The organism is uncultured Aquimarina sp. (assembly GCF_947492965.1).
Taxonomy (GTDB): Bacteria; Bacteroidota; Bacteroidia; order Flavobacteriales; family Flavobacteriaceae; genus Aquimarina.
The window spans coordinates 360400-386530 of sequence record NZ_CANLOZ010000005.1 but is presented as its reverse complement, the minus strand read 5'-3'; the positions used below and the strand labels follow the sequence as shown (position 1 = coordinate 386530).

Annotated in this window: 31 protein-coding genes and 1 pseudogene; 1 reads left to right on the top strand and 31 read right to left on the bottom strand. The window is 30.4% G+C overall.

All coding sequences use genetic code 11. The features are described from left to right. Nucleotides 1–20: 20 nt before the first annotated feature. The 4 genes from Q1B37_RS15285 to ribB form a co-directional block, all read right to left on the bottom strand. Nucleotides 21–977 carry a hypothetical protein gene (locus Q1B37_RS15285; RefSeq protein ID WP_299899811.1) on the bottom strand — a complete coding sequence of 319 codons (957 nt, stop codon included), beginning with the start codon at nucleotides 975–977 and terminating at the stop codon, nucleotides 21–23. Between the two features lie 216 nt (nucleotides 978–1193). After that, a complete protein-coding gene (locus Q1B37_RS15280) occupies nucleotides 1194–1496 on the bottom strand; it encodes a hypothetical protein (RefSeq protein ID WP_299899809.1) in 303 nt (100 codons plus the stop codon). Next, on the bottom strand, nucleotides 1483–2079 hold the full coding sequence (locus Q1B37_RS15275; protein ID WP_299899807.1) for a Crp/Fnr family transcriptional regulator: 597 nt from the start codon (nucleotides 2077–2079) through the stop codon (nucleotides 1483–1485). The genes Q1B37_RS15280 and Q1B37_RS15275 overlap by 14 nt, the downstream gene beginning before the upstream one ends. Further along, nucleotides 2080–2742 carry a 3,4-dihydroxy-2-butanone-4-phosphate synthase gene (gene ribB / locus Q1B37_RS15270; RefSeq protein ID WP_299899805.1) on the bottom strand — a complete coding sequence of 221 codons (663 nt, stop codon included), beginning with the start codon at nucleotides 2740–2742 and terminating at the stop codon, nucleotides 2080–2082. It lies immediately after the preceding gene. A gap of 328 nt (nucleotides 2743–3070) precedes the next feature. Here ribB and Q1B37_RS15265 point away from each other — a divergent pair, with 328 nt between their 5' ends. Then, the gene (locus tag Q1B37_RS15265; protein ID WP_299899803.1) at nucleotides 3071–3877 is read left to right on the top strand and encodes a hypothetical protein; all 807 of its coding nucleotides are present in this window, start codon (nucleotides 3071–3073) and stop codon (nucleotides 3875–3877) included. A 64-nt stretch (nucleotides 3878–3941) separates the two neighbouring features. On the opposite strand, the gene Q1B37_RS15260 is transcribed toward Q1B37_RS15265, so the two are convergent. From Q1B37_RS15260 to Q1B37_RS15130, 27 genes and pseudogenes are all read right to left on the bottom strand, one after another. Then, complete coding sequence (locus Q1B37_RS15260; RefSeq protein WP_299899801.1) at nucleotides 3942–4871, bottom strand: hypothetical protein; 930 nt, start codon at nucleotides 4869–4871, stop codon at nucleotides 3942–3944. 147 nt (nucleotides 4872–5018) lie between these two features. Next, on the bottom strand, nucleotides 5019–5561 hold the full coding sequence (locus tag Q1B37_RS15255) for a hypothetical protein (protein WP_299899800.1): 543 nt from the start codon (nucleotides 5559–5561) through the stop codon (nucleotides 5019–5021). A 170-nt stretch (nucleotides 5562–5731) separates the two neighbouring features. After that, the gene (locus tag Q1B37_RS15250) at nucleotides 5732–6265 is read right to left on the bottom strand and encodes a DUF4442 domain-containing protein (protein WP_299899798.1); all 534 of its coding nucleotides are present in this window, start codon (nucleotides 6263–6265) and stop codon (nucleotides 5732–5734) included. Between the two features lie 74 nt (nucleotides 6266–6339). Further along, nucleotides 6340–7398: a bifunctional transcriptional activator/DNA repair enzyme AdaA gene (locus Q1B37_RS15245; protein WP_299899796.1), complete on the bottom strand. Its 1059-nt coding sequence runs from the start codon at nucleotides 7396–7398 to the stop codon at nucleotides 6340–6342. Further along, complete coding sequence (locus tag Q1B37_RS15240; protein WP_299899794.1) at nucleotides 7398–8153, bottom strand: isocitrate lyase/phosphoenolpyruvate mutase family protein; 756 nt, start codon at nucleotides 8151–8153, stop codon at nucleotides 7398–7400. Before Q1B37_RS15240 ends, Q1B37_RS15245 begins: the two co-directional genes overlap by 1 nt. A 154-nt stretch (nucleotides 8154–8307) precedes the next feature. Then, complete coding sequence (locus Q1B37_RS15235; protein WP_299899789.1) at nucleotides 8308–9198, bottom strand: sugar phosphate isomerase/epimerase; 891 nt, start codon at nucleotides 9196–9198, stop codon at nucleotides 8308–8310. Between the two features lie 167 nt (nucleotides 9199–9365). After that, the gene (locus tag Q1B37_RS15230; RefSeq protein ID WP_299899787.1) at nucleotides 9366–10085 is read right to left on the bottom strand and encodes a L,D-transpeptidase family protein; all 720 of its coding nucleotides are present in this window, start codon (nucleotides 10083–10085) and stop codon (nucleotides 9366–9368) included. A gap of 148 nt (nucleotides 10086–10233) precedes the next feature. Beyond that, the gene (locus tag Q1B37_RS15225; protein ID WP_299899786.1) at nucleotides 10234–11061 is read right to left on the bottom strand and encodes an alpha/beta fold hydrolase; all 828 of its coding nucleotides are present in this window, start codon (nucleotides 11059–11061) and stop codon (nucleotides 10234–10236) included. A gap of 154 nt (nucleotides 11062–11215) precedes the next feature. Further along, a pseudogene (locus tag Q1B37_RS15220) lies at nucleotides 11216–12343 on the bottom strand (serine hydrolase domain-containing protein). Nucleotides 12344–12534: 191 nt separating this feature from the next. Next, nucleotides 12535–13299: a hypothetical protein gene (locus Q1B37_RS15215; RefSeq protein ID WP_299609584.1), complete on the bottom strand. Its 765-nt coding sequence runs from the start codon at nucleotides 13297–13299 to the stop codon at nucleotides 12535–12537. A gap of 99 nt (nucleotides 13300–13398) precedes the next feature. Then, entirely contained in the window at nucleotides 13399–14163 is a 765-nt protein-coding gene (locus Q1B37_RS15210; protein ID WP_299899785.1) for a hypothetical protein, read from the bottom strand. A 47-nt stretch (nucleotides 14164–14210) separates the two neighbouring features. Beyond that, nucleotides 14211–14855 carry a DUF6090 family protein gene (locus tag Q1B37_RS15205; protein ID WP_299899784.1) on the bottom strand — a complete coding sequence of 215 codons (645 nt, stop codon included), beginning with the start codon at nucleotides 14853–14855 and terminating at the stop codon, nucleotides 14211–14213. Between the two features lie 363 nt (nucleotides 14856–15218). After that, on the bottom strand, nucleotides 15219–15917 hold the full coding sequence (locus Q1B37_RS15200; RefSeq protein WP_299899782.1) for a cyclase family protein: 699 nt from the start codon (nucleotides 15915–15917) through the stop codon (nucleotides 15219–15221). A gap of 138 nt (nucleotides 15918–16055) precedes the next feature. Then, on the bottom strand, nucleotides 16056–16529 hold the full coding sequence (locus tag Q1B37_RS15195; protein ID WP_299899780.1) for a GNAT family N-acetyltransferase: 474 nt from the start codon (nucleotides 16527–16529) through the stop codon (nucleotides 16056–16058). A 92-nt stretch (nucleotides 16530–16621) separates the two neighbouring features. Beyond that, on the bottom strand, nucleotides 16622–17131 hold the full coding sequence (locus tag Q1B37_RS15190; protein WP_299899778.1) for a DUF4274 domain-containing protein: 510 nt from the start codon (nucleotides 17129–17131) through the stop codon (nucleotides 16622–16624). A 183-nt stretch (nucleotides 17132–17314) separates the two neighbouring features. After that, the gene (locus Q1B37_RS15185; protein ID WP_299899777.1) at nucleotides 17315–17725 is read right to left on the bottom strand and encodes a hypothetical protein; all 411 of its coding nucleotides are present in this window, start codon (nucleotides 17723–17725) and stop codon (nucleotides 17315–17317) included. A gap of 187 nt (nucleotides 17726–17912) precedes the next feature. After that, on the bottom strand, nucleotides 17913–18491 hold the full coding sequence (locus tag Q1B37_RS15180; RefSeq protein ID WP_299899775.1) for a hypothetical protein: 579 nt from the start codon (nucleotides 18489–18491) through the stop codon (nucleotides 17913–17915). A gap of 247 nt (nucleotides 18492–18738) precedes the next feature. Beyond that, nucleotides 18739–19173 carry an SRPBCC family protein gene (locus Q1B37_RS15175; protein WP_299900060.1) on the bottom strand — a complete coding sequence of 145 codons (435 nt, stop codon included), beginning with the start codon at nucleotides 19171–19173 and terminating at the stop codon, nucleotides 18739–18741. A gap of 129 nt (nucleotides 19174–19302) precedes the next feature. Continuing rightward, nucleotides 19303–19806 (bottom strand): SRPBCC family protein, encoded by a 504-nt coding sequence (locus tag Q1B37_RS15170; protein WP_299899773.1) that lies wholly within the window; start codon nucleotides 19804–19806, stop codon nucleotides 19303–19305. 118 nt (nucleotides 19807–19924) lie between these two features. After that, nucleotides 19925–20797, bottom strand: a complete 873-nt coding sequence (locus tag Q1B37_RS15165) for an RNA polymerase sigma factor (RefSeq protein ID WP_299899772.1) — start codon at nucleotides 20795–20797, stop codon at nucleotides 19925–19927. 240 nt (nucleotides 20798–21037) lie between these two features. Continuing rightward, nucleotides 21038–21415, bottom strand: a complete 378-nt coding sequence (locus Q1B37_RS15160) for a hypothetical protein (RefSeq protein WP_299899770.1) — start codon at nucleotides 21413–21415, stop codon at nucleotides 21038–21040. 59 nt (nucleotides 21416–21474) lie between these two features. Continuing rightward, entirely contained in the window at nucleotides 21475–22176 is a 702-nt protein-coding gene (locus Q1B37_RS15155) for a hypothetical protein (protein ID WP_299899769.1), read from the bottom strand. Continuing rightward, entirely contained in the window at nucleotides 22151–22690 is a 540-nt protein-coding gene (locus Q1B37_RS15150) for a hypothetical protein (RefSeq protein WP_299899768.1), read from the bottom strand. The genes Q1B37_RS15155 and Q1B37_RS15150 overlap by 26 nt, the downstream gene beginning before the upstream one ends. Nucleotides 22691–22744: 54 nt before the next feature. Continuing rightward, nucleotides 22745–23236, bottom strand: a complete 492-nt coding sequence (locus Q1B37_RS15145) for a hypothetical protein (protein WP_299899765.1) — start codon at nucleotides 23234–23236, stop codon at nucleotides 22745–22747. An 87-nt stretch (nucleotides 23237–23323) separates the two neighbouring features. Next, on the bottom strand, nucleotides 23324–24667 hold the full coding sequence (locus Q1B37_RS15140; RefSeq protein WP_299899764.1) for a hypothetical protein: 1344 nt from the start codon (nucleotides 24665–24667) through the stop codon (nucleotides 23324–23326). A gap of 96 nt (nucleotides 24668–24763) precedes the next feature. After that, nucleotides 24764–25504, bottom strand: coding sequence for a hypothetical protein (locus Q1B37_RS15135; protein ID WP_299899762.1), 741 nt, complete (start codon nucleotides 25502–25504; stop codon nucleotides 24764–24766). 11 nt (nucleotides 25505–25515) lie between these two features. Continuing rightward, entirely contained in the window at nucleotides 25516–25965 is a 450-nt protein-coding gene (locus Q1B37_RS15130) for a hypothetical protein (RefSeq protein WP_299899760.1), read from the bottom strand. Nucleotides 25966–26131 lie beyond the last annotated feature (166 nt).

Below are 26131 nucleotides of genomic sequence, written 5' to 3'. Positions count from 1 at the left end.
GAATTTACCTTTCGTATTGTTTAATCAATCTGATTAGCATTACTGGTACTACGATAAACGTCACTTATAATATCTTCGGGACTACATTTTTCGAAAAGATACTCTTGTTTAGGGATTATAAAAGTTTGCGTTGATGTAGGCATGTCTTCTTCCATGGTATTGGTAACTTCTTCAATTAGTTTGCTATTAATTACATCAAAGTTTAGACTATGATGACTTCCAGCACCAACATTATAGGTTTCGATATGAGTTAAAATTAGTTTCTTGTCATCATATTTAAACGTAGACAAGTTATTACCAACAGGTCCTGTTCCATATAATTGAATCTTTAGTTCTTTATTTGAAATATTGATATCCTCCTGATAATAAGTTTCCATATCACTTTCATTAGAAAAAAACTTATTTGGAAAAACTGTGTTAGAAACTTTATCAATCTTATAACTATTTTCCTTTTTTAAGAATACCATTACAATTCGATTCCCATTAAAGTTTTCTGTCTTTCTTATCACCGTAACAATATCGTCTATGTTATCTCCATTTAAATCTCCTTCTGTTTTATATTCTATTTCATAACCGTAGGGGATAAGGTTTTCGATGTTATTACCAATATGGTCAAACTCCTTTTTCTTCGTGATAAAACCATCGAATACATATTTTACATCAGATTCCTTTTCTATTTGAACTCCAACCCATTCTCCCGATATGTGTTTGTTCTCGTCAACAATTTCATCAAATATATTTGTATGCTCTACAATCTGTAATTTTTGACCAAATTCAAACTTTCCTAAGATTTTTCCCTTTGGTGTTTTTCTATAATTGAGACCTGATCTAGCAATGACGTATCTAATTTCGGTATTGTTTACCGAAGAGTTATCTGCGGTAGTTTTAGATTCATTTTTGATATTGGAACTAGTGTTAGAATCTGTTTTACAACTCAATAATTGGAAAAGAAGTATACAAATAAAAAATTGTTTCACGAGAATTAGTTGGTTTTACGAATATGAATTGTCGTATAGTTAGTTATTTGATTTTATAAGTATGTTTAAGACAAACGAATAAGAAAAATAAGGAAAAAGATTTTATGAAAATATTATTTGGTGTTGATTTTTATAAAATCTATGGTGCGTGAGGAGTAGCAAGACAAAAGAATTATTGAAATAATTTCACCAGGAAGGGAAATAAAATTGTAGCATTTAACTTTTGTTTTTGGTTTTCCATTGTTTGTAACTATCCCAATTCGTAAGCCACCAATTTTCTATGGCAAATTGGGTTATTTTCTCAGACCCCTTATGATCTATATAAAGGGTTCTGGTCAAGCCTTTGGAAATGAAATAGTGATGTTTACAAGTTTTTCCAGCTTCTAAGATAAATTCAGATTTAGAGAACTCTTTTATTTGCATTAGGGTAAAAAAGTAGTCAATGTCAGGAATTGATATTTTTCCATATCGTCTAAAATATGCTGCTAATTGTTCTTTTTCTGTCTTAGCTGATTTCATTTTTTAAAAGAAATTTAGACTTAATTCTGCTTAACGTTTCATGCGATATATTTATATAAGAGGCGACTACTTTATTAGGTAAACGTTTCACAATATCTGGATTTACATCAAATAATTGCTCATAACGCTCTAATGCATTTAAGGTAGTAAAAGAAATTAATCTCTTGGAATTATTTACATAGGCTTTTTCTAAATAAATATTATAAAAATCTTTCCATTTGGGAATCGTTTTTATCAGATGTCTGAAATCTCTGTGAGTAATATATAAAAGTTCACTGTTTTCAATAACTTGAATAGATTCTTGAGCTGGTTGGTTCGTAATAAAACTTACTAATTCTGTTGCAAATTGATTTTCGAAGGCAATATATCGTGTGATATCCTTGCCTTCTTCATCTATATAAAATAAACGTAAACAACCTTTTACGACGAAATAACTTACCTGACTATTTTTACCTTTAGGTAATAAAATATCATTCTTGTTTTTATTTATGGATTTAAAATATGATAAAACAACTTTTAAATCTTCATCGTTAATGTCGATATTCTTTTTTATGAAGTTGGAGAGTTCTTTATAGTCTGTCATTTACTTATAGTCTCTTACAAATTTACGATATTGAACAATATCCTGAATTGATAATACGCTCAAATTATGCTCTTTAGCAAACTGTAGTATGGAATCATCTTTGGCCATTGTTCCATCATCATTCATGATTTCGCATAAGACAGCTTCAGGTTTTAGTCCCGCTAGTTTCATTAGATCTATACTTCCTTCTGTATGTCCTTTTCTTGCTAATACTCCATTATCATTAGCTCTTAAAGGAAAGATATGCCCAGGTTTTACTAAATCACTATTTTTAGCGTTTTCATTGCTAGCTACCTGAATTGTTGTTAATCTGTCTTTAGCAGAAACTCCAGTGGTTACTCCTTCTTTGGATTCAATACTTATTGTAAAGGGTGTTTGAAAACTACTAGTATTTTCTTCTACCATATAGGGTAAATCAAGTTGGTTAGCTTTTTTATTTGTCATACATAAACATACGATACCACTACATTTTCTAATCATTAAAGCCATTTGATTGATAGTCATGGTATGTGCAGAAAATATTAAATCACCTTCATTCTCTCTATTTTCATCATCGACTAAGATAACTCCATTTCCGTTTTGAAGATGTGTTATTGCATTTTCTAACCGTTCTTCACTATTGATGCCAAATGTTTCTAATTTATCTAATTGTGCAATTATCATTTTGTGTTTTTTAATTTATAGTAACAAAACTAATGCTGTTTTAAACCAAACTATTTGACCTAAGTCAATAAATTGAGTAATTGTTTTTTCTTTTTGTAGTGAATTTATTGTTTTGATTATTAGTGTTTTAATGATGGTCTGTTTATTCTCTTCTATAATTGATTTCTAATTTGTCTGTTACAATTTTTGGATTGGTTCGTTGATGATGTAAACAAAACAACGAATGCAAAAATCTACTTTCAAAAAAATTATAAACGTTCTTAAGTATATAGCGATATACAGTCTTTCTTCTAAAATGATAACTTTCGCTATCCCCAAATTGTTGCATATGCAATTTCGTCAGTTACATTCAGAATCCTTTGTTTACCTGGCTGAAGTTTCTAAGTTTCAACATATGTGGTCTTTTTTTGGGCGTTCTTATAACTACAATTTGTTCATAGGGATCTCAGAATTTTTGATAGGTGCACTGATACTTTTTCCTAGAACTCGGCTCATAGCTTTACTATTATCTCTTGGAGTATGTCTTAATATTTTTGTTCTAAACATTGAGTTTGAGGTTCTTTTTGCCATTGGTCATATTACTTTTGATTTAGTAATAACTTTATTATTGTTACTAGAATATTACAAAGACATTTATCAATTCTTTATAAAACTAGGAGGGAAGGTTAATGGCGTAATATCAAAACCGAAATACAAATTTCTTCGATTATTCCCATATATATTTCTAGTAGTACTATCGGTTGGTTACTTTGTATTTTCAATTTATGTGAAATCCATGTTTAGTGTAAAACACAAGATTGTTGGTTCTTATGAGGTGAATACTATAAAAGTTAATGATTCTGTGATTAATCTGAGAAAGGGTAGTATCGGTAAAAAGCCCATGTTATTTTTTGAACATAATAGCCAGTTGGTATTATCTGCACAGGATACTATGTATGTTGGGTTTTATATGATTAAAGATGAAAAAATTAGTTTGGGTTTTGAAACACCTACCGCATTCGGCTTGCAGCGACTTATCGATGTGGACTTTAATGACAAACAAATAAAAGGTACTTCCGAAAACAAGGAGCTTTTTGAAATCAGATATCAACGATTGAGCGAAAAAGAAGATTATCTAAATGGGATTTATGAGTAAGCATAGTTTATCCTATATCTAATTACTTTTTTAAAGAAAACATATTCTCTTCATTAATAGTAGCTTAATCGAAGTTAACTTTTACAGATTTAATCTTTCCTTCTAAAGTGGGTTGCTTCTTCAAGAACATAGTTTTAAAAAGTTCTGCTTTTTTTGAAAAAGTAAGTTTGTCCATTTTTTTATTGTAACAAATAAAGTAGAAGGTACTTTCTTTTGATAAATTTACACTTGGAGCAAATAGTGATTTAAGACCATTATGATTTAATTTTTGATTTTGAAGCTCTTCTTCTGTAAAAACAGTTGTAGAAAATTGTATTTCATCTAATAATGCTATTTCTTTTTTAGGTGTTGTACCAACTGCAACAAACCAAGTTGCCTTTCTATTCTCTATTTGTTCGGTCAATCGTTGTTTTGCCTTATCGGAATAGTAATAAAGTTGAATCACCTTATATTTGTTTTTAGAATCTTTTTTATTGATGTTTTTGAGATGTATGGTACTACTTAATTTTTTTTCGAAAATATTAGCAAGAAATTCATTCCCTTTTCCTCGATCAATAAAAATATTATAACCTAAACTATCTTCCTTTTTTTGAAATTCATTTATGTATCTTAAAGTTTCTTCTGATTCAGCAATATAATTTCTACCAATTTGAGAAGGATTAACATATTGGCTTCTATATTCTCTGTTTGCACGAATTTTTGCAGAGTTTATTTTGGTTGTATCATTTGTGTAGTATAGAATAGAATTAAGTTGTTTTGCTTTTTCTGAAATTAAATAATTAAGCTCTTCAACTTTTTTATTCCTCATTTCAATATACTTATTAACCTCGGAAACAGATCCGCCATAATGAATAGTTTCCATTTCGTTTTTTGCTTTGTAGCTGTGAATGAATTCTTCAATAGAATACCCACAGACTCTCATTAAAAGTAATCCTCCTAAAATAACGTAGATTCCATATTTAAATATCAAGAAGCCAATAGTTTCTTTTTTCATAAAGGTAAAGTTACATTAGAAATATATAAAAATTGTAGTCAACATTTTATATAAGTATCCTAATGCTGCTAAATGTTACCCTGAATTAACCAAAACAGAGCAAATGTTGCTTATGCATAGAGTTATAAATTACCTCCTTAATAGTGTTTATCGTATATGTTCAACAGAAAACCGAACTCGTACATCTACTCCAGTAAATTCTGTAAGTCTAAATTCGAATTCTACAGGGTTATTTTCATTGGACACTGTGCGAAAAACTTGTACAAATTGAGATCGAAGTTCATTTCCTAAATAATCATCGATATTCCCATCTGGATCTCGATCATACATTTGCGTATAAAATCTAAATTCAGCTCCATTTAGTATTTCATCTTCGGTAATCGTAAAAGTATGTTCAGACCCTTCGGAATTGATCAAGAATTCTTGAGTACCTATTGATTCGAAAAAGTCGCGATTTCGTTCCCATAAAATATGTTCTTCGGTAGTATCGCCAACTGCTATAGTAGTACTGATTCTTCCATAAAGTTCGAGAGCTTCTCCTTCTGTATCCGGAAATTGTCGTGAGACAATGGAGACTGCTTTTACTTTAAAAGATTCTGTTTGTGGCTCTAGAATGCCATCGTCGGTACTACAAGCAGTAGCAAATGCTAACAATACTGAAATAAAGATTGTGAACTTTAATGTTTTCATAATATTTTGTTTTTTAGATTCAACAAGGCAAACCTATTTCAAAATACTACCTGCACCTAGTTTTTGCTATGGACAAAGTATGGACAGGTAAGAAAATCCAGTATATACAAGAGGAAATTGTAAAACACAATGTAACCTTTAATGAGGTTTAGTAGTTGCAATTAGACGGTTTATTTCAGTGCAGTTCTAGCTTGCTTTCGCTTTTGTTTGTAGTAGTTCTTATTAGCAACATAGATTGTTTTTTTTACTTCACAAAAGATGGTTACTTCATTTTTATTAGTGAGTACTGTGTTTTTCAAAATTTCGATTTCATTTTTTTCTGAGACTTGCTGTTTAATGGAGTCTAGTTCTTCTGTTGTATAAGTAAAACGTGCATATAAATCTTCTTTAGCGGGTTTTTTGAAGAAGATTTCAGCAGATTTATCCCAGACTACATAATCGTCACCCAGAAGATTAATTAGTTGAACCATTGGTATCGGATCTACCGCAGAAAACATACTTCCACCAAAAATAGAGTTTACATAATTTCTATTCTTATAACTTATAGGAAGTTTTATTTTTACTTCTAGTAAGTCTTCTGAAACTTCAATTACTCTTGCCGTACTTCTTCTGTACATTGGCGAATAATTGAAACCGTACTTAAATAGGGTTTTCAACTTAAAAAATCGACCACCGATAGTTGCTACTTTTTTGTATAATGACATTATAAATTGCTATTTAAACTAATGTAAAACTTTTTATTTTTTCAGTGGGCTTTAAAAATGTTTTTCATTTGTTGTTATCTACTGGCATTTTTATATTCGTGTTCAATTAACCATTTTTTTCGTTCAATTCCTCCTCCGTAGCCAGTCATTTTTCCATTTTTTCCGATTACTCTATGACAAGGTACGATAATCGCAATACGATTATAACCATTCGCCGAGGCGACTGCTCTAATTGCTTTTGGATTATTGATCTTTTTAGCTTGTTTTTCATACGTTGTCGTTGTTCCATATGCTATTTGCTGCAAACATTTCCAAACTAAGTTCTGAAAATCAGTTCCTGGGGTTTCGAGCTTTACATCAAAAGTTTTTCTAGAACCATCAAAGTATTCTTTAATCTCTTTTTTGACTTGCTTGATATATTCATTTTCCCCAGAGATGATATTTGCTTTTAATAACTTTTGTAAGTCTTTAAATTCTGTTTCCAGCATTCTTCTGTCAACAAACTCTAGTAAACAAATTCCATTATTAGTTGCACAAACAAACATTGGCCCTAAAGGTGTTGTGAGACGGTTGATGAGTATTAGATTTTCTTCTGCACTCTTTTTTGGTGATTTTCCTACTAATTTTTTAAAAGTATACCCAAAACCACTTAGTGATTCATAACCAGTATCGAAAGCGGTGGCTGTAGTTTTCTTTCCTTGTTTAAGTTCTTGAAAAGCATTATTAATTCTATACATTCTTTGATATGCATGAAAAGTCATACCATAATTTTTTTTAAACCACCTTCTAACCACTTCTGGGCTAATACCTTTTTGTCTTAACTGATAATCCGTTATTTTCTCTTTAGGGTTTTCTTTTACTAATATAATTGCACTTTCGACTTGTTCTGGTGCTTGATTTGCATTTTGTGTTGGCTTACAAACTTTACAAGGTCTGTAACCATTATTTAAAGCTTCTTTAAAAGTAGTGTAAAACTCAACATTTTCCTTTTTTGGCTTTCGTGCTCTACAAGTAGCAATACAAAAAACAGAGGTTGTTTTTACACCAACAAAAAAGATACCTACAAAGCTTTGATTCCTTTCTAGTAAAGCTTGGTAGTATAATTCTATTTTTTTGTTGTCAGTAATAAGCATTAAAAAATGGGATTAAATGATTTTTCGTTTAAAACTGTTCCCGTTATTTGCTCAAATAGACGATACATTTTATCAAAAAGGAAATTACCACTACTTATTCGTTTTACACCTAATTTGGATAGTGTATCAAAGTCTGGGAGATTAAGCATGGACATCACATTAAGTGGTAAATTAGTTGAATCAACGATTGTTTTGATATCTACTTCTTTTTCAATACAAGGTATGAAAATTCCATCAGCGCCAGCATCTTCGTATAGCTGAATTCTTTTTTTTGTTTCTTCAATGATGTTTTCCTGAAGTAGGATAAATGTATCTGTTCTCACATTTAGAAAAATATCAATCTTATCTTTTTCTAAAAGTTCTTTTATTTCGGCTATTGTGTTTGCAAATCTATCAGCTTCTAATAGAATTCTTTTTTGGGTAACTAAGCTATCTTCAATATTAATTCCAACCACTCCTAACGTAACTAATCTTTTAATTCGATCAACAATTTCTTTTGGTTTATCACCATATCCTGATTCTAAATCTACTGACAATGGAAGTTTTGTGTTTAGAGCTATTCTCTTCACCATATATTCCATTTCGGAAAATTCCATTTCCTCTCCATCTCTATATCCTAAAATTTGAGCAATTGCAGAACTAGAAGTACCAATGGCTTGGAAATTCAATTTTTCGGCAGTTTTGGTGCTGGTAACATCCCATACATTTCCAATAAGTAATGGCTTTTCTTGATTGTGTAAGTCTTTAAATTTCATTTGTTTGTTGTTTTACACAAAGGACTCAAGATGAAATTTATTCAGCAACCGAAAATTTGACGAGTATTTTTTTTACTAATAAGGTAAGAACAATCATTTTGTCATGGAATCATCTAAAGCCTTATTTACTACAATAACCAAATAATACTTCTTCCTACAATTTGGCTTTTAAGTTTTTATTAAAATAATTAGCGCTATCGATGGCGCTTTGCATAGAGTTTACGGTAAAATTTCCACCTTGTTCTATATAAAAAAAATCTAGTCCTGACTGTTTAGGATCTGGTAATTCCTCTTTGTAATTGATAGAGCCATTTCCTAATTCTGTATAATCCCGAGTTTGTTTGTCCATATCTTTTATATGCCACATAACGATTCTTCCCGGTTGACTAGCAACAATTTCTTTTGGCGTTTTATCAGATGAATGCATAACCCAATACATATCTAATTGAAGTTTTACAAGTGCAGAATCCGTTTCATTTAATATAATTTGATATCCGCTAGTTCCATTATGTTTTTCAAATTCGAAACCATGATTATGATACGCAAAACCTAATCCTGATTTATATACTTGTTCGCCAATTTTGTTTAATTTGGATGACAGTAGTTTAAAATTTTCTATTGTTCTCTGTTTCGGATCTAACCAAGGCCATGTAATATATTTACTGTTTAGTTCTTTGGCTGCTACTATACATTTGTCAACATATTTTTCTAGGACTACATCTGATTTGTTTAAGTAATCTGAAAAACCATAATGTCCGCTGGAAACGGTTAACCCTAAATCATTTAATATTGTGTAAAACTCTTTAGGACTAAATCCATAAATTTTGTTTTTAGTTGCATCATATCCATAAATTTCAAAATCTTGATACCCTGCTAATTTTAATTTCTTTAGTGTATCTAAGGGATCTGTTTTCATTCTATCCCTTATGGAGAATAACTGATATCCCAATTTATAATTAGTAGTATTGTGGAAATTCATAGAAGGATAGGCAAGTATGGATGCACTACTAATCGCTCCTGTCTTTATAAACTTTCTTCGATTCATAATGTGTATTTCCTTTATCGTGAGATTCTGGTTAAAAAGGATTTAGGTTATTATAGATACTAATTTAATAAAAGGGTAGGAGAGTGAGGGATATTTAGAGAAATTTCCGATCTATGATAACTAGCTGAAAGAGTAGTTGTAGTTTCTTTGTTTACTACCTATGAACCTTACCTGTTGTTAGGTAGTGTTTTTAATTCGTTATGTATCATTTCGTATAGTTCATTTTCCCAATTAATTTTTTCAATTTTTGGGTATTCTGAGTTTATTCTAAAATCTCTAGGACTAATAATTACTTTAATATCGTTGTTTATCGCTTTTTGTGTCAATAAGAATACTTCTTCTATGGCTTGATCTCCAATTGGAATGCATCCGATTGTTGCAGATTTTCCATGTATGAATATATCTCCACCCATTTCCGAAATATTTGTAAATTCAGTTTTTGATTTGTCGAATTCGTTTGGATAACTCACTTTTACGGATAAGTAATATGAGCTGTTAGGGTTTAAATATTCTACTTTATAGATACCTTCAGGAATTTGTTTGTCACCTTCTTCTAACTTAGGACCTAATTGACCACTAAATGCTGTGAAAGGATATTCTTTAATTAGTTTAATTCCACTGTAATCTTTCGAATAAACCTGTAGTATTCTTTCCTCTTTAAAAGCAACAAGAATAATCTCTTCTGGATAGTCCATTTTATAACCTGCTATCTCTAAATTTTTTTCGAGTCGATTCCAAGCGTCTTTTTCAATGCTCTCTATTCTTGACTTAACAGTTTCTTTTCCTTTTACTTTGTTTAGTAAGGGGATATAGATCGACCTCCCGAATTTCAGGAATACTATTATGATGACTATTAATCCTACTATTAAGATCAGTTTTCTTATCATTATTTTAATTGTTAGCTTACTTTTGGGTAAATCTGTACATTGGTACTATCTTTTTTGTACTGCACATGTCATTCATTATCAAAAATACAAGAACTAGTCCATTAATCGTTTAACCGTTATGATGAGAAATATATTCCTTTATAGTTTTTTAATCTTCTAAGAGTATTTTTAAGTTCTTTTGAAATTGAGTATTGTTAGAAATATTATCGTGCCCTTCACCCTCTAGAAGGATCAATTTATCCTTTGGTTTAAAAAGTTTTTGGAGTCGTAATGATGCACTATGATGATTGGTCTTATCATTGGTACCATGAAAAATTAAAACTGGCATTTTACATTTTTGAATAAACTCGTTATTGTTAAAACTATATTTGTTTAACATTTCTAAAGGAAAAAACTTACTTAATAATTGTACCCGTTCGGATATAGCTTCATTTAAATTGAAAAAGGGTGCCTTCATTATTAATAGCTTTGGATTATTGGTAGAAGCCAATTTAGCTGCCATGGCAGCTCCGAGAGAATATCCCACTAGAATGATGTCCTCTTCAGCATAAGTCTTTTTTAATTCATCATATAACATTTGGTTATCTGCATATAATTGATCTTCACTTGTTATATTTCCTTCACTCTTTCCAAAACCTCTGTAATCTATCATAAATACATTATAACCTAGCTCTGTATATATTTCTGATTCTTTTTCAAGAGAGGCTAAGGAACCACCGGAACCATGAAGATAGAATACCAAACCTTTGGGATGATCTACTTTAAATAGGAGATTGTTTAGGGTGATATCATCTTTTGTTTTGAAATTTAATTCTTCAAAATTCCTATTAGATTCAAATTTATGATCCTTCGAAAGCTTATTTGGAGTAAAAAAGTGTTTTTCTTGGGTAAAATAAAATCCTGCACAATTAATTAAATATATAATTACAAACGCAAGACCGATAATTTTAAAAATTTTATTTTTTTTTCTTTTCAATTTATTGTTTTTTGATGAAGTAGAACATCCTTTGCAGGTTACCTAATTTTCTGTTAAAGATATTCCAGTAAAGTCACTAAGGTAGCAAATTGCAATCAACCTTGTTAAAAGATTCCGTTATAACGAGAAATACAGAATACTTCTATTAAGGGTTTTATTCTTTTATCAATTCTTTAAGCATTTTTTGAGCCGTTTTATTTAGTAATTTTGGTGTTTTAGGACCACTCTGATTCGTTATAATGGATATGCCCAGATTATATTTTGGATAAATGAATAACCAATTCTGAGTACCACTTGTTCCTCCGTGATGATTGTATGAAGTTCCATACTTATCTTTCCAAATTCTCCAGTAATATCCTATTTGTAATGGACTGCGTATCTCATAAAGTGCTTTATGAGATTCAGAAACTATGGGGTTGTTATCATCTAGTTGTAATTTGATATAGCCCATCATATCGGTGATTGTCATTTTAATTCCGCCTGCAGTTCCCCAAAGAGGATTCAAATTATTGGGAGCAGGTGTTTCACTGTCCATCCAATATCCACGAACAAGGCTTTTAGACTGTAGAGAGTCTAATTTAATTGTTGTCCCGGACATATTAAAGGTATCGGAGAAATTTTCTTTTAATAACTCGTCAATACTTTTATGATAGACCTTTTCTAAAATACATCCTATTAATTCTGCACCTGCATTAGAATACAAATAATTAACACCAGGTTTTGTGGTTATGGATACAGTTGTTCATTCATTCAGGAATTTTTCTTTATCATATGATTTTTCTAATGCTAAATATTCATTGGGTACTTCTTTAGTGAGTTTTTCATATAATCCGTTCATCCTAGAAGGAAGGAAAGTGGGCAAACCACTTGTATGCGTTATTAGGTGCTTTATTGTTATTGGTGTTCCATTATATTCTAAGTTTGGATAATTTCCATCTAGATAAACTCTAATATCATCTTCTAGTTTGATTTTTTTATCTAGAACTGCTTTAGCAACAAGATAACCAGTAATGGTTTTTGAAATAGAACCGACTTCGTAAATAGTGTTGTCGTTAGGAGGATTGTTCTTGCCTTTCACTATTTCTCCAAAGTGCTCAGTATAGATTCGCCCGTCTTTATAGATCCCTATAGAGACAGAACTTATGTTTTTACTTTTTACAAACTTATCACCGTTTTTTTTGATAATTTCCGGAACAATATCATCTAAATTGTTCTCCTGAGATAATGATTTTTGGAATGAAATAATAACGAAAAGAGATGCAAGGAGTAAAGAATATTTCATGATATTTTTTTGGCTATTTAGAGCAATAATTAAGCCAGAATTTTAATAACTAACTCACATGTAAGATGTTTTTGCAATGTCCTATATATATTGGAAATTTTGCCGCTCAATGCTATTGAAGTAAAGTGAAATATGATTAGGAAAAGAAAAGTTTTAATTATTTGTTTTACTATGTATTACATATAAAATTTTCAGTGCTGTACTTCTTTTATTGCCAATCCTTTTTTATCACTTAATTCTTTAATTTTTTTACCAAGTAATTCTTTATCCTTTTTTAGAGCGAAGAATCCAAAAACGTGACTACTCCATTTATACTCATCATTCATTCCTATCACGTAATGATCAATACTTTTAGACTTTCCTTTTTGCGTCAAAAATATATCGCTATGAGCTAGACTAACTATGTTTTCAATCTTGTAAGTTTTTGATCTCAAGTTAAATAATTCATTAATTTCTATTTGATTACTATTAATTCGAACAAACCAGTTTAATCCAAGAATAAAAAATACCATACCTGTTATGGAAAATATTAATTCTAGAGGTCTCCATATTTTTTCACCATCAAATCCATGTTTCATATTGGTAAAATGTTTATAGAGGTAGTAATCATTTTTTAGATATAATTTATAAATGAAATCCATTGGAACTCTCAAAAATCCAAATCCTAAAATTAATCCAGGTAAAAACCAAAATAGCGATGAAGGTTTCATTATATATTCATAGTCATTCGAAAACAAAATGTCTACAAGGTTAGTTCCCAATATGAATACAAGGAAACTAATAAACCCAAGTGATAGGAAAATCCATAAAACTGCCATTTTCTCTAGACGATTAAATTTCTTTTTATTTTCTTCAATTTTTGAAAAATCTAAATTTTTTGGAGATCTATATGGAAATATCAGTTGAAATAGTATAAATGATAATGCTATACCAGATGTTATTATCAATTGATTCATGTTTAATTTATATGGTTGGTTTATATGTTGAATTATAACATTGCTAAGGTTTACTAAGAGGATAAAAGTATAAGAGTAGTTATTTGTTGCTATAGCAAGTTACTTATGCATAAAATCGGATACTATCTTATTAAGTGATTCAATATCTTTTTTCTTATTTAAATAAGCATCAATATTTTCATCTCCCATAGTCTGGATCTCATATTCAGGTAATTTTTCTTGGAACATTAGATATACAAAAGAGTCTATAATTCTTTCTTTTAATCCGTGAGAGAGGTTGTATTTGCGAACTATTGAATATTCCATTCCCATATGGGTGATTTCGTGAATTATTGTATAAGCAGGATTTTTATACTTCATAAACTTGCCTTCTTTGTTCGTTAGCAAGGTGATTATTCCTTGATCTGGGTCATAGCTTCCTCCAGTTCCAAACAAAGTGAAAGCAACTTTGTAATTGTCAAACATTTTAAACTCCCAGTCCCAATTCCTTTTGGTATCACTTATTTGATGGATAAGATTGTTTAAAAGGTTAATCTCATTGTTAACTTTTTGTATTGCCAGCTCATAATTCTTTTGATCAAAAACTTCGGTTTCGACAAGTGTATAAATTGCAGAAAAGTCCTCATTTCCGAAAGTCCCATTCTTGGACTTTACTATTAAAGAGTCAATCAAAGAATTTTTGGGTAGACGAATGTTATATCCTTGTTTTTCAAAAAAAGTGATGTCATTTATTGTTCTCCAAATTGAAGAAGCTTCTTGTTGTATAGTTGGCTGAACTGTTTTAATTCTGGGAACTTGTTTTTGTGATTTACAGCTTAAGCTGAATATTAGAAAACAAAGAAGCAATACTTTTGGTAATTTCATTTCGTTTTGATTTAACCTTCCGGAAAAGCTTTGATTTAGTACTTTTTTTAATAAACATTTTCAATAAAATGAATTTCTTCATTTATCTTTTTTATAAGTTTATCAGCTCTGTTTTTTTGATAATTATAACTATTTATTTGTTTTTCAATTAAGTGAGTTCTGTATAGAATAGAGTTTTCCAGATTTTTTACATAACTGCTATCAGTGCTATTTTTAGAATTAAATCTTAAGATAAGATGATTCATTGTTTCGTTGTTTTGAGCGATAATAGCTTTATCAATTGTTTCTTCAACATGTTTTGTTTGTCTGTAGTAAACTAAAATATCTTCAACTAGATAATTACTTCTCAATAATTCTATTTGCCCTGATGATATAAGATTGTCAATTACCGTTGTATTAGAGCTGAATTTATATCCAGCTGTTAAAAAATTAAAATCTTCGATGGGATTTTTTATCGATTCAATATATTCTGGTAGATTTTTTTGAACTCGATTTAATGTATCGATTAGAAGACTATCTTTATTTACTATCCCTTCATATAGTTTGATATCTGAACCTAAATTTGTAGTAAGTCGGGTTAGATAGAGTATCTCTTTTTCTTCATTTTGGTACTTGATATTCCAATTGTTGATCTGTACGGCTATTAGTATTCCGATAACAACCAGTATGATTTCACCAATAGCGTATTTCATATACTTTCCGATTTTTTTTCGGCAATCAAGTTTTGTCTAATTTTTCTAAATAATTTTATCATTGCTTGTTACTTGGTTATAATTAGGCATAACATCTGGTATAAGAAATATAAGGGTATGTGATAAGCAATATGTTTGGAACTGGTACTAAGTCAAATATAAATATTTTACGGTTATCATTTTCTTATAAACTCTCTACAGAAAAGGACTAAACACTTTAAAACTATAAAATAAAAAAAGAGTTATACATTTTATATTTGGGGAATTATCCAATAAGTAGAAGCATTTCAATTAAGAATTGAACTGTATTTTTTTAATTTCATTTTCTCTAATGAATTATACTTCCTTCTAGAACTGTTTTTATTACTCATTTTCGAATATTGCAACCGCTCGTACTGGAGATCCAGTTCCTCCTCTAATTTTTAATGGTAACCCGATAAATCTAAACCTGCCTTTTCCGATTAACAAATGAAGATTTATCATATTCTCATAATGCGTAAAATTTAATTCACCGCAGATATGATGAACTTCTTTATTTGATATACCAGGAACACCTGGCGACATCGTTTCAGCACCAAAAGCGGATATTTTCTTTTCTCCTAGGAATCTTGCAGAATCAGCGGTAATTCCAGGACCATTACCCCAATTTTCTCCATTAAAGTTTTTTCTATAATGATCCGTATAGAACAATACAGTATCTCCCTTTTTTATTTTTAAATTAGCCTTGTTACAAGCTATTTCTATTTCATCAGGTCTTATTAATTCTTTTAATCCTTTATGAGAAAAATCTAAGCAAATCCCTTCAGTATAGAACATCGATAAAGGCATTTTATCAATCGACTTTCCTTTATGTTGAATTTCCATATGATTAATAGCATCAACATGAGTTCCTGTATGTTCTCCTAATTCTAATTTATGTACTGCTGGTGTTTTAGTCTCTGGATTTTTTATACCATTCCATTCTTCGTGAGAATTATGGATTGTCATTTTAACCTGTGGAAGGTCTTTATAAATAGGCATTCCTGGATAAATTTCCTGACTTAAATCAATAATATTTGCCATGCTATTTTCTGATTTTTTGATTGTTGTCAACGTTTTGCATAAAAAGAGTTACGGATTTTAGAGCAGGGATTTTCTATGAAAAACCAAACCTTATAAATACGCACTTATCTTTAGGTGATCCCAAATCAGGATAATTTTTTATACCATGTCGGTTTTAGTTTTATCTTTTTCTTTATATACTTTAGGGTTGTGTTTCTCCATATAAAATTCGGGGTTAGGTATTTCGGTAAACCCAAACTTTTTATAAAGCCATTCGGCTGTGTTGGTTAATAATATCCAGCGTCTTAATCCTTGAAGGTTAGGGTGCTCCATTATTTCACTCATTAGCCATTTACTCAACCCTTTTCCTCTGTATTCATCTAAAATATAAACATCTCCTAAATATGCAATAGTGGAATAGTCTGAAATTATTCTTGCAAAGCCAATTTGCTTATCTTCATGATAAAGCCCAAAATTCAAGGAGTTTTCAATGGATGTTTTCAGTGTTTCTATTGGAATTCCGTTAGCCCAATCGGTTTCGTTTGCAAGGAATTTGTGAATGCTAAAAATATCTAATTTATCCTTATCAGTTGAAATGGTATACGTATTTCTATGAGTTTCTCTAATTTTCAATTTAGTTTTCTTAATTAAAGTTGACGTTTGGTATATGTATGATAATAGAGTAGAGTGTTATTTTACCTTTTATTTTTCTGTAATGTTTATATTCAATGATATTTTTCATAAAGTTCTTCAAGTAAAGTATCTAATTCGGGTGGACAACCTTCTGTAAAATTAGATGGATGCTCAACTATTTTTCCATGAACCTTTTTAAACATAATTTCAGGAATCGACTTAACTAATTTAATTTCAGAATATTCATCTGCCCAAAAACTTGGTTCAAATTCAAAAACACTCGAATTATAAAAATCATTAAGGTAGTTCTTTTCTACTTTTTCAACAAAATCAAAGTCGTTAATGGAATAGGGTTGTTTTTTCATTACTTCATTTCTGTCTATGAATTGTTTAAAATATCTCGGAGCAGACTTCCAGTAAATCATCAAAATCGTTGATTTATCGGTGAGGGGATTGTCTACCAGCCAATTTAGAAAACTATTCGAGGAATCCCAATTCCATTCCATTACCATTTGATAAAGAACTTTTTGTGATTGTTTGGCTGCAAATTCCAAAATAATTTCACTTTCTAAAGCATCATATTCCTCTTGACTTATTTTCATATGGTTTTCTTGAATGAGGTAATGTTTAATATGTTGTAGTAACGCAAAAAATTACTTTGTCTAGTTTTGCTGAGCATTGACGACTAATGGTAACTTTCTTCAAGCATTGTACCTTCAAAAATACACTAATCTTTCGATTGATCACCTAGCTGCTATGATTACGTATATATTGTTGTAACATGTTTAATTTTTAATGATTTTATCGTTTAATATTTCAAATACTAGCTTTTTATTGTTTAGTGTTTTTATTAAAATATTACTTTCTAATTTACCACCCCAAAAACCGTGAGAAATAACTAATGTTGAGTCAGATGTTTTTTTCCAGATTCCATCATAGTTATCATATGATATAGGAGGAGTTGCGCAAGATCCAGAATTCATTTGGACAATTAAAATCCCATCTTTTTTAAATTCCATTCCACTTTTATTGGGATCAAGTTTTTCGACTTTTTTCCAGGCACCTTTTTCATTCATCTCAGAAAAGAAACTCCACTTTCCAAGTATTTTCCTTTCAAGTTTAAATTCAGAAACTTTATTGAATGAAACAAATAATAATAAAATTCCGGTTATTAATATTCCAGAAGTGATTTTCATTTTTCTTGGATGTATTACAAAGTTTTATATATGTGTCATAGCAGAGCAAAATGTTACCTTCTTTTATGATTTTTTTCTGTCCGACTTAGGAGAATACATATTGGTTGTTAACTTTTTCTATTATGAAAGTATTGCTCGTTATCAAAAATACACTAATCTTTCGGTTAATCACTTAGTTGCTACGAAATCATATATTTTGTCGTAACGCTTTATTCTTTATATTTTGTATTTCATTTCTGTATAGAAGTATCCCTAATCCAGATGAGAAGATAATACAGCTGACTAACATTAAAATTCCATCATTCCAAATAAAATAGGAGAGTCCAACAAATGGTCCGCCAATTATAACCATAAGAGCAACAATCGGATTCGTTTTGATAAAATTCAAAGCATGTGCTGCTAGACCAACAAAAAGTAAAGATGGTCCGATAATCACAAAAGGAAATAGAATTAGTGGTGTATTGTTAATTTGTTCTCTTAATTCATTCCTTCCGATATGATCATTTCCGAAGCTCCACATAATGAAATCAATTGTACAAAGTCCAATGTGGGCAATAACCCCTATTGCTGTGAAAACTGATGCGATGGAATTTAATCTATTCTTTGGAAAGACATTATTAAAATTGATTAATAGTACGGCTCCAGTTAAATTAAACCAGTGAGCTAGATCAATATGTTTTTGTTCACTTAACGAACCTTGAGAAAAAAATACGTAACTGGTAACGAAAAAAAGTAATCCAACTAGACACAGAGTTTTTGGTTTCATAATTTGTTTTAAATAATTTGACAGTTGCAAATTCCAATAACTTATTGAGTCTAATTATGTTTTTCTTCTGAATCGTCGTATATTATTACTGGATTGTTATTTAATGAGTTACAACATTACGTGCATTAGCAGTAGCGGGTTTCACGCCACTAAGCTGTTGTATAGCAAAATACTTATAAAAACGAAATAACGGTTTGAGTTTTCACTCAAACCGTTATTAAACATACAAATTGTTAGGCACTGCTGTTTATGAGTCTTTAGCCATTTTTTTTGTCATTTCTTCTAGAGAATTGATCATGAACGCATGGAATTGCTCCTGTTTCATTTGTGGATTCTCGACAAACTGTTCATAATCAGACCAAAATACAAATACACATTTGCCGTTACCTAGATCAACGACTTTTATAGTGTTGACCATTCCTTTTACAGGAGCTCCTTCTAATAAGGAATATGAAAAACTTTTTGCTGATTCGTTATAAGCTACAATCTTTTCCTTGAAGTAACCTTTACCATCAGGTGTATAACATACTCTTTGACCTCCTTTTCCCATATTTCCAGTCCATTCAACTCTTGCAATATTTGAAGAGTATTTGTCAATTTTGTCCATTTGCCTAACTGTCTTCCAAAACTTATCTGCAGACTTGTTTATTATTTTACTGAATTGAACTTTTGGCTCTCCCATACTTTGAGCAGATGCCAAATTTGCACTTAATAGAAGAACTAATGTGCCTAATAATAGATTTTTAATTTTCATTGTTAATGATTTTTATAATTTACCTTTTGATACAGTATTCATTGATGTGTTACAGAATTAAGCTACTTTCTTTCTATTTTTTTCCAATTCCTTTTGTTTATAATCGCTTGGTTTACCTGTTTCGACAAATATTTTTAGGTCTTCAATAACCCCTGCTACCGCTTTGTTGAGTTGCATTTTCATCATTGGTCCCATAATGGCACCTTTAAAACCTTTGGTTTGCATTTTCATTTTCATGTGTACAAGTGTATTGCTTCCCTTGCGTTCTAAAGTCCATGTATTAATAGCAGAAGTGATAAAACCTGGGAATCCTTTCACGACTTCGTAAGCCAACACGTAGTTTTTGGAGTCGAATTTCTTGATGTCTTCCTGAATTGTTCCAAAGCCAGGAACTTCACAAGTTCTTTTGCTGCATTCTGCTCCATCAAATTTTGGTTTTCCAAAACCTTCTGAATGAGTTAACCCTCTTGCCCATTTGTAGGCAGTTGTAAATTGATTTCCCAGCACTTCCCATACTTCTTGAACGGGACGGTTGATTACGATTTCTTTTTTTATGTCCATTTTGTTTAGATTTTTAATTTGCCTTTTTGATACAGAAAACTCTCTGGTGTTACAGAATGAAAAATAAAAAGCCCGTGATTATCAAAATCACGGGCTTTTTTATACGTATGAATCTGTACTAGTTTAGCTCAAAAAAATCTAGTAATCCATTATTTCCAATAATTTCTTCAACAATAGTTTCTTTAGAAAAATCATCCTTCGCTGGAATATCTCTAAGTAACTCTAAATGCTTTTTATCTACAATATCGGCAACCAATTCACTGTTCTGGAAAGCATAGTCTGCTACTTTGGTTTTGTAACCTACATTGAAAAGTTGTTGGTCTTCAGTGAGATAACCATTTTTGTGCATAGTTTTTGCCTTTTTGCCACATCTGCAGGGATTTTTCGAGTTCATCAGTCCGCATTTTTGTTGCATAAAGTTAATTAATTCCTTTCTTGCTCTGTGAAGCTTTACTCTATAATTAGCTTTTGTCATTCCGAATATTTCAGAGCCTAAATTGTGGTCGACTCCAAACGTTTCTCCTACAATAAATAAAAGTCTTTGCTCCCTAGTAAGACACATTATCATACCAGATAGACAACGATATCTAAGCTCCTTTGCCAATTCCTCGTATTCCTTTTCTTCACTTTCGTCTACGGTTGTATTTTCAATAGAGTCAAGTCGTTTTCCTTGATTTTCAAAATCCGTGAATTGTTTTTCTCCTTTTCGTCTTTTGGATAATAAAAATTCATTAAATACAATGCGATAGAGCCAAGTTCTAAATTGACTTTCGAATTTAAATTGTGATAGCTTGGTGATTACCTTGATAAGTGCTTCTTGAGTTAAATCTTCTGCGTCTTGAGGGTCAAATGTAAATTTCCAAGCCACATTGAAAATATACGGTCTGTGGATTTTTATGAGCTGATTCAATGCATCTTTGTTACCATCCAAAGAGGATTTCAATAGTTCTATATTTCTTTTCTCTGAATATTTATCTCCCAGTTGATTCATACGATTCTTTTTCTTGTTAGATACAAGAATTGGATAGGTGTTACAAAGTTCGATTTAAGGTTGTGCTTAAGGCTTAATATATGTGTCGTATCAGAGCAAAATGTTACCTTGATTTTTGATTTTTCTGCGCATTGGTTGTTAACTTTTCCTTTCTGCAAAAATTAAGCCTTCATAAATATACAACAACCAGTCGATTGATTACTTTGCTGCTATGGCACATATATGGTGTTGTAGACTATTTTATTTAACCATATAAATAGTACTCCGATATTTATCTAAATCTCCAAGATCAACTTGAGAAGATTCTGTTTTTTCTGAAGAATAATATACGGTTATTTTAGTTCCAATATTTTTCTCAAATATATTTGTACAGTGAACTCCAACATTCCCAAAATATTCTTTTCCGTTGACAGTATATTTATATTTAATTCCACATCCACCTTTTCCCTTTTTAGGTCTGTACTCAACAATTTCCCCAATAGTTTCCTTTTTATAATTAGTAACTAAAAAATCTTTATAAGCATGATATCCTATAAGTCCCAGAAGTAATAATAGAACAAAATGAATAAATATTTCTTGCCCTGATAAATTTGACAGAAATCTGTTTAAATTGGACATAGTATTAAGTTTAGTACAGCTAGCGTTCAGTCGACGAAGCGTAGGCACAGTTTGGTTAGTTAGATATATACTTTATAGCCATTGTTGGCTGCCGTTTTTAATTTTTTAATTGCTTTTTTCTTCGCTTTTGCCTCAAAAAGCCCTTTTCTTACTTCAACGTTTTCAATTGGCATCAACGCTCTAGGATCTCCCCATTTTCTTAGCTCGTCAATTGCATGTCCACGGATTGAGTCATCCTGAAGTGAGATAATCAAAGTTTTAAATGATTCTTCAGTTTTCATTTTTCTCAACGTGGTCATCATCATTTGTCTGGAAGCTCCGTATTTAGGAGATTGGCAGACTTTTAGGACTTCATCATAAGTTGAACTATCATCAATTACACTTATTGCATTTCCTACTGCCCAAAGGTCCAAATTCGGATAGTTTTCCGAATTATTTAAAATCTTAATCAACAGTGGAGCAACGTCTTTCATTCCTTTTTCAGACAATGCTCGAATTACCATCTCCAATTCATTCCCTTTGAGAATGTCCAAATATTTAATTAGTATTTCCTTGTAGGGCTTTGAAGAGGTTTTTGTATTCACTAAAATTGAAATGGGGCTCGTCTCTTCATTCAGGAAAGCTCGAGTCTCCAATCTAGCTTCCAATAATTCTCTATTTAATGATTCAAAATTCTTCATGTCAATGGTAGCAACGTTTAATATATGTATCGTAGCAGCGCAAATCGTTTTTATTTTAAAACTTAGGCGGAGGAGGAGCATTTTTGTCCATCTCTTTTCTTGTTTTATACAATTTTACGATTCGATCTAAATTAACATTATTTAATTTCTCTTTTTCTATAATCTCAATTCGTTCAATTTTCGGGAAGTGAATTTTTTCTTTCACCTGAAAGTATACTATTAATTGTAAATAGACATCAACCTCATTATTTGTGTTAAGTTTCGCGTAAGTCCATTTTACAAAGTTTTGATGAGCAATTATTTTGTTTGTATCGATTATTGGGATTCCGTTGGAATTTTTAAAGAAGGAATTTGGTAAGTTTTTTTGAAATTTATTAGCCATTTTTTTAAATACATCAGCATCAATCATTCCATTTGCAAATTCAACTTTAGGGTCTATTTGTTTTGAGATTAAAGATTTTTCAATTGCATATATTTGGTTGAAATAGTTCATATACCGCTCAGTACTTCTCTCATCTATTTTAAAACTTTGACCATTTATAATAAAAACTATGAAGTAAAATAAAATTGATAATAGAAGTTTTTTGAATTTCATTAGAGCTCTTTAATGTTTGCCAACGGTTCGTGTAAAATGCGTTTTAATACATTTTTACAATTTGTTAGATTGAGTTTTTTTATATTCTTCTATTATTTCATCATTCGAACGATACGATCCTAGTCTTACAGAATCAAATTCATCTTTTCCTTCGTGTCTATAAATTCCAATTGTTTTCAAAGTCTCGTTTATAGAGTTTTCCACTAGAACTGCTCCTGATGGAATTTTGGGGTTTTCAGTTCCGTCAAATGAGACTAGAGGGCCAATGATTCTTTCTCCATTAAACCAAGCTTCTGACATTTGTGTTCCAGGTCCTCCAAAATAATCTGTTTCTATATATGCGCATTTTCCTTTGAATGATAATTCCTTTAAAGTTTTGCGTGTTTCTTTTGTCAATTCTTCATACGGATCAAGTACAGAATCGGAGTAATTAGATCCATATTTATTTTTAAAGGGAATCAAATGATAATTACCAACTAAAATTACATTTGGAAGTTCTCCTTCATATTTAAAACTTGTTATTATCCCATTTATGGTATGTGCCATTTCAATTTAATCTAACGTTTCTTGTATGATACATTTGCATCCTGCAGGGTGTATGTGCAATATACAAATTGTTGTAGGTAGTGTTATTTATTTCCAGAATTCCTCTGATTTTTGTTTTAGTTCTTTAACTCCTTTATCAACAAATTTCCTTTCTTTTTCATCTCGCAAATAGTATTCAGGATAATATAGGTACCACTGATTTTCAACTTTTATGATTTGAGGTATTTCGAAATAATACTTTTGGTTGTTAAAATTCATTTCGACAGTTAAATCTGCCCAATTTCCTATAATAGTTCTACCAAAACCACCATAATTTTTAGTTTTTTCGTGCTTGTAATATATTGTATCGATAGTGGCTTTCTCAATATCGAAGCCTTTATCTTCTTCCATTATTTCTAATATGTATCCTGCTCTGACTAAAAAGTTGTCAACTCTATCATCATATTTTCTTTTTAGCTCTCGATAGATTGCCATAGTATCATTTTCTTGAGGATTGTATTTTATGTTATCCACAAAAAGTTTTTTCTGTTTGTCTAACGGAATAGCTATGTTTAAATACTTGATTGTATCTTTTCTTTGTAGAAATTCAATTACGGTTTTGGCAATATCATAAGGTGAGTTAACAGGCTCATTGATCAATGCTTTTTTTGTTTTTGTAATCTCTTTTGATTTATCTATTTTATCTAAGAAATTAATTTCATATTCATGCGAGCTTTTAGAGCTCATATAAAGGTCTTCATTGTCTGCTAAAGTTGTTAATTCAAATTTAACTTTTGATTTTATGTAGATACCTTTTTCTATGTCAAAATAATATTTTCCTTTTCCAATTTGAGTTAGTTTATAGTTACCCTCAAAACTGTCCGGTAAATCTAACTTTGAAACGTTAATTTCTCCATTTAAGACGACACATTTATGTCCTTCAATATCTTCATAATTAGAAAAAGTCAAAGTATTAAAACCTTTAGAGTTAATTAATGAACCATTGATATTAAAGGGTACATTAAGAGAAACTTTGCAAGTATCTCCAATGCTTAATTTCTTGTGCGGTAATGGAAGTAATAGACGTATAAAATCATTTGAGGGCGAAGTCACTTGAAACGTTCCATTAGATTGTAAACCTTGAATTATCGAGTTTGGTTGTGTGTCAGATATTGTATCCCTGCTAAAATCATTTTTAAGTTTCACCTTGATTTCTTCAAAACTTAAATCAGCTAAATTTTTGGATTTTCCATTGATTATCATTTTTCCATTTCCGCTGATGAAGGATTTGTTACTTTTTTCCTCTTTCTTCATTTTATTCTCACTATTTGTTATTTGTGAGAATGAATAAATGTATTTGCTGTCGGAGTCAAAGTTCCACTTAAATGATTCTTTTTCATTTCCACAACTCAGTAGAGAGATTAATAAAGTAACTAATAATATTTTCTTCATTCGGTTAGTGGTTTAATAAGTTTCTCCTATTACCTACAGCATCGCTTGTACGGTGTGTTTTTTGTATGCACTAAAGATCTTGTTGGTACAGTTTTTTCAATTATCGTTATAGTTATTGAAATTAAATCCAGAATTGATTTGGATACGGAATTTAAAATCGGTTAGCAGCTTATATGTATCTCTTTCTTTAAGATCATAAAGTTTACATTTTTCCACTATACCTTCTATTTCAATGAAATTATTATCAGAATCTTCTATAATATTAGTTATTTGCGCTAAAAATTCGCTATTATCGTTGAATCTTGTTGAATAATAAGTGTCGTTAGCACCAGAAGGGAAAAAGTCAAAAGCAAAATCACCATTTTGTAAAGGATTTCCAAAGTCTCTTCGGAATTTAAGGTCTTTATTCATTAAAAACTCTCTAAGAGCTTCTAATTCTGAACTAAATTCTCTTTTCTCAACATTGATTCTTCCGAAGTAGGCTTTTGCTGTATTGTGTTTTCCAATTTCACCAGGGTGAATTGATTCATAAATAATTATACCACTTCCATATATAGTATAGCAATTAGATGGTACCCCATTATCAGTGGTTTCACTGCAATTAATAAGAGTTCCTCCATAATCAATATTAAAGGGTTTGTCATCAGAATAAAATTTATCATATATTTTTTTTTCTATTAAGAAAGGTTCATTATCAAGCTTACCTTCAAAATAATAATGTTTTAATAAAATAGGCTCACTTTGATTTTCTTCAATATCAGAAATATCATTGCTATCACAAGAAAAGAAAGCAAATGTTAGTAAAACAACAACAATGTTTTTTAAGTTTAGGTTCATATTTTAAATTTTTATTTTTTATGTTCAATTATTCTTACTATATAATCGAGTAATTCTTGTTTTTCAGTAGATGATATTTCATTTTGAGGAATTAAAAATAATTCAACTATTTTGTCGGGGTTTAGTTTTCCTTCAAAATGAAGAAAATCTACTTGTTTTATAAGATCATCAGCTTTTTTTTCAGAGACAAGGCCTTTAATTAATGCCTGTTTATCATTGTTAATTAGTTTTTTCCTTTCCTGTTTACTTAGATCTGTTGTTAAATAGGTCGTATCAACAGGTATCTTGTTTTGAATTTTAGGATTTATTTTCCCTTTCCCGTTGCAATATGCACATTCTCCTGGTCCCCATTTAAGTTCTTTATTTAACCTTTTGATGTCATTTAAATCCACATGCCCTTTTCCCAGACATCTTGGGCAATCAATTTTATTCCGATTGAATATATTACTTAGTATATTCATTTATTAATTGAAGTTAATCTTTTATATATGTATCGTAGCAGCCCAAATTGTTACCCTGTTTTTTGATTTTTCTGCGCATTGGTTGTTAACTTTTGCCTTCTTCAAGTATTTTACTTTGTCAAAAAGGCAAGAACCTTTTGATTAATTACTTGGCTGCTATAAGATC

What these genes read in the sequence shown, in the direction of transcription:
- Q1B37_RS15280 (WP_299899809.1), bottom strand. Translation starts at nt 1,496, where the DNA reads ATGAAATCAGCTAAGACAGAAAAAGAACAATTAGCAGCATATTTTAGA.
- Q1B37_RS15275 (WP_299899807.1), bottom strand. Translation starts at nt 2,079, where the DNA reads ATGACAGACTATAAAGAACTCTCCAACTTCATAAAAAAGAATATCGAC.
- ribB (WP_299899805.1), bottom strand. Translation starts at nt 2,742, where the DNA reads ATGATAATTGCACAATTAGATAAATTAGAAACATTTGGCATCAATAGT.
- Q1B37_RS15265 (WP_299899803.1), top strand. Translation starts at nt 3,071, where the DNA reads ATGCAATTTCGTCAGTTACATTCAGAATCCTTTGTTTACCTGGCTGAA.
- Q1B37_RS15260 (WP_299899801.1), bottom strand. Translation starts at nt 4,871, where the DNA reads ATGAAAAAAGAAACTATTGGCTTCTTGATATTTAAATATGGAATCTAC.
- Q1B37_RS15255 (WP_299899800.1), bottom strand. Translation starts at nt 5,561, where the DNA reads ATGAAAACATTAAAGTTCACAATCTTTATTTCAGTATTGTTAGCATTT.
- Q1B37_RS15250 (WP_299899798.1), bottom strand. Translation starts at nt 6,265, where the DNA reads ATGTCATTATACAAAAAAGTAGCAACTATCGGTGGTCGATTTTTTAAG.
- Q1B37_RS15245 (WP_299899796.1), bottom strand. Translation starts at nt 7,398, where the DNA reads ATGCTTATTACTGACAACAAAAAAATAGAATTATACTACCAAGCTTTA.
- Q1B37_RS15240 (WP_299899794.1), bottom strand. Translation starts at nt 8,153, where the DNA reads ATGAAATTTAAAGACTTACACAATCAAGAAAAGCCATTACTTATTGGA.
- Q1B37_RS15235 (WP_299899789.1), bottom strand. Translation starts at nt 9,198, where the DNA reads ATGAATCGAAGAAAGTTTATAAAGACAGGAGCGATTAGTAGTGCATCC.
- Q1B37_RS15230 (WP_299899787.1), bottom strand. Translation starts at nt 10,085, where the DNA reads ATGATAAGAAAACTGATCTTAATAGTAGGATTAATAGTCATCATAATA.
- Q1B37_RS15215 (WP_299609584.1), bottom strand. Translation starts at nt 13,299, where the DNA reads ATGAATCAATTGATAATAACATCTGGTATAGCATTATCATTTATACTA.
- Q1B37_RS15210 (WP_299899785.1), bottom strand. Translation starts at nt 14,163, where the DNA reads ATGAAATTACCAAAAGTATTGCTTCTTTGTTTTCTAATATTCAGCTTA.
- Q1B37_RS15205 (WP_299899784.1), bottom strand. Translation starts at nt 14,855, where the DNA reads ATGAAATACGCTATTGGTGAAATCATACTGGTTGTTATCGGAATACTA.
- Q1B37_RS15200 (WP_299899782.1), bottom strand. Translation starts at nt 15,917, where the DNA reads ATGGCAAATATTATTGATTTAAGTCAGGAAATTTATCCAGGAATGCCT.
- Q1B37_RS15190 (WP_299899778.1), bottom strand. Translation starts at nt 17,131, where the DNA reads ATGAAAATAAGTCAAGAGGAATATGATGCTTTAGAAAGTGAAATTATT.
- Q1B37_RS15185 (WP_299899777.1), bottom strand. Translation starts at nt 17,725, where the DNA reads ATGAAAATCACTTCTGGAATATTAATAACCGGAATTTTATTATTATTT.
- Q1B37_RS15180 (WP_299899775.1), bottom strand. Translation starts at nt 18,491, where the DNA reads ATGAAACCAAAAACTCTGTGTCTAGTTGGATTACTTTTTTTCGTTACC.
- Q1B37_RS15175 (WP_299900060.1), bottom strand. Translation starts at nt 19,173, where the DNA reads ATGGGAGAGCCAAAAGTTCAATTCAGTAAAATAATAAACAAGTCTGCA.
- Q1B37_RS15170 (WP_299899773.1), bottom strand. Translation starts at nt 19,806, where the DNA reads ATGGACATAAAAAAAGAAATCGTAATCAACCGTCCCGTTCAAGAAGTA.
- Q1B37_RS15165 (WP_299899772.1), bottom strand. Translation starts at nt 20,797, where the DNA reads ATGAATCAACTGGGAGATAAATATTCAGAGAAAAGAAATATAGAACTA.
- Q1B37_RS15160 (WP_299899770.1), bottom strand. Translation starts at nt 21,415, where the DNA reads ATGTCCAATTTAAACAGATTTCTGTCAAATTTATCAGGGCAAGAAATA.
- Q1B37_RS15155 (WP_299899769.1), bottom strand. Translation starts at nt 22,176, where the DNA reads ATGCTCCTCCTCCGCCTAAGTTTTAAAATAAAAACGATTTGCGCTGCT.
- Q1B37_RS15150 (WP_299899768.1), bottom strand. Translation starts at nt 22,690, where the DNA reads ATGAAATTCAAAAAACTTCTATTATCAATTTTATTTTACTTCATAGTT.
- Q1B37_RS15145 (WP_299899765.1), bottom strand. Translation starts at nt 23,236, where the DNA reads ATGGCACATACCATAAATGGGATAATAACAAGTTTTAAATATGAAGGA.
- Q1B37_RS15140 (WP_299899764.1), bottom strand. Translation starts at nt 24,667, where the DNA reads ATGAAGAAAATATTATTAGTTACTTTATTAATCTCTCTACTGAGTTGT.
- Q1B37_RS15135 (WP_299899762.1), bottom strand. Translation starts at nt 25,504, where the DNA reads ATGAACCTAAACTTAAAAAACATTGTTGTTGTTTTACTAACATTTGCT.
- Q1B37_RS15130 (WP_299899760.1), bottom strand. Translation starts at nt 25,965, where the DNA reads ATGAATATACTAAGTAATATATTCAATCGGAATAAAATTGATTGCCCA.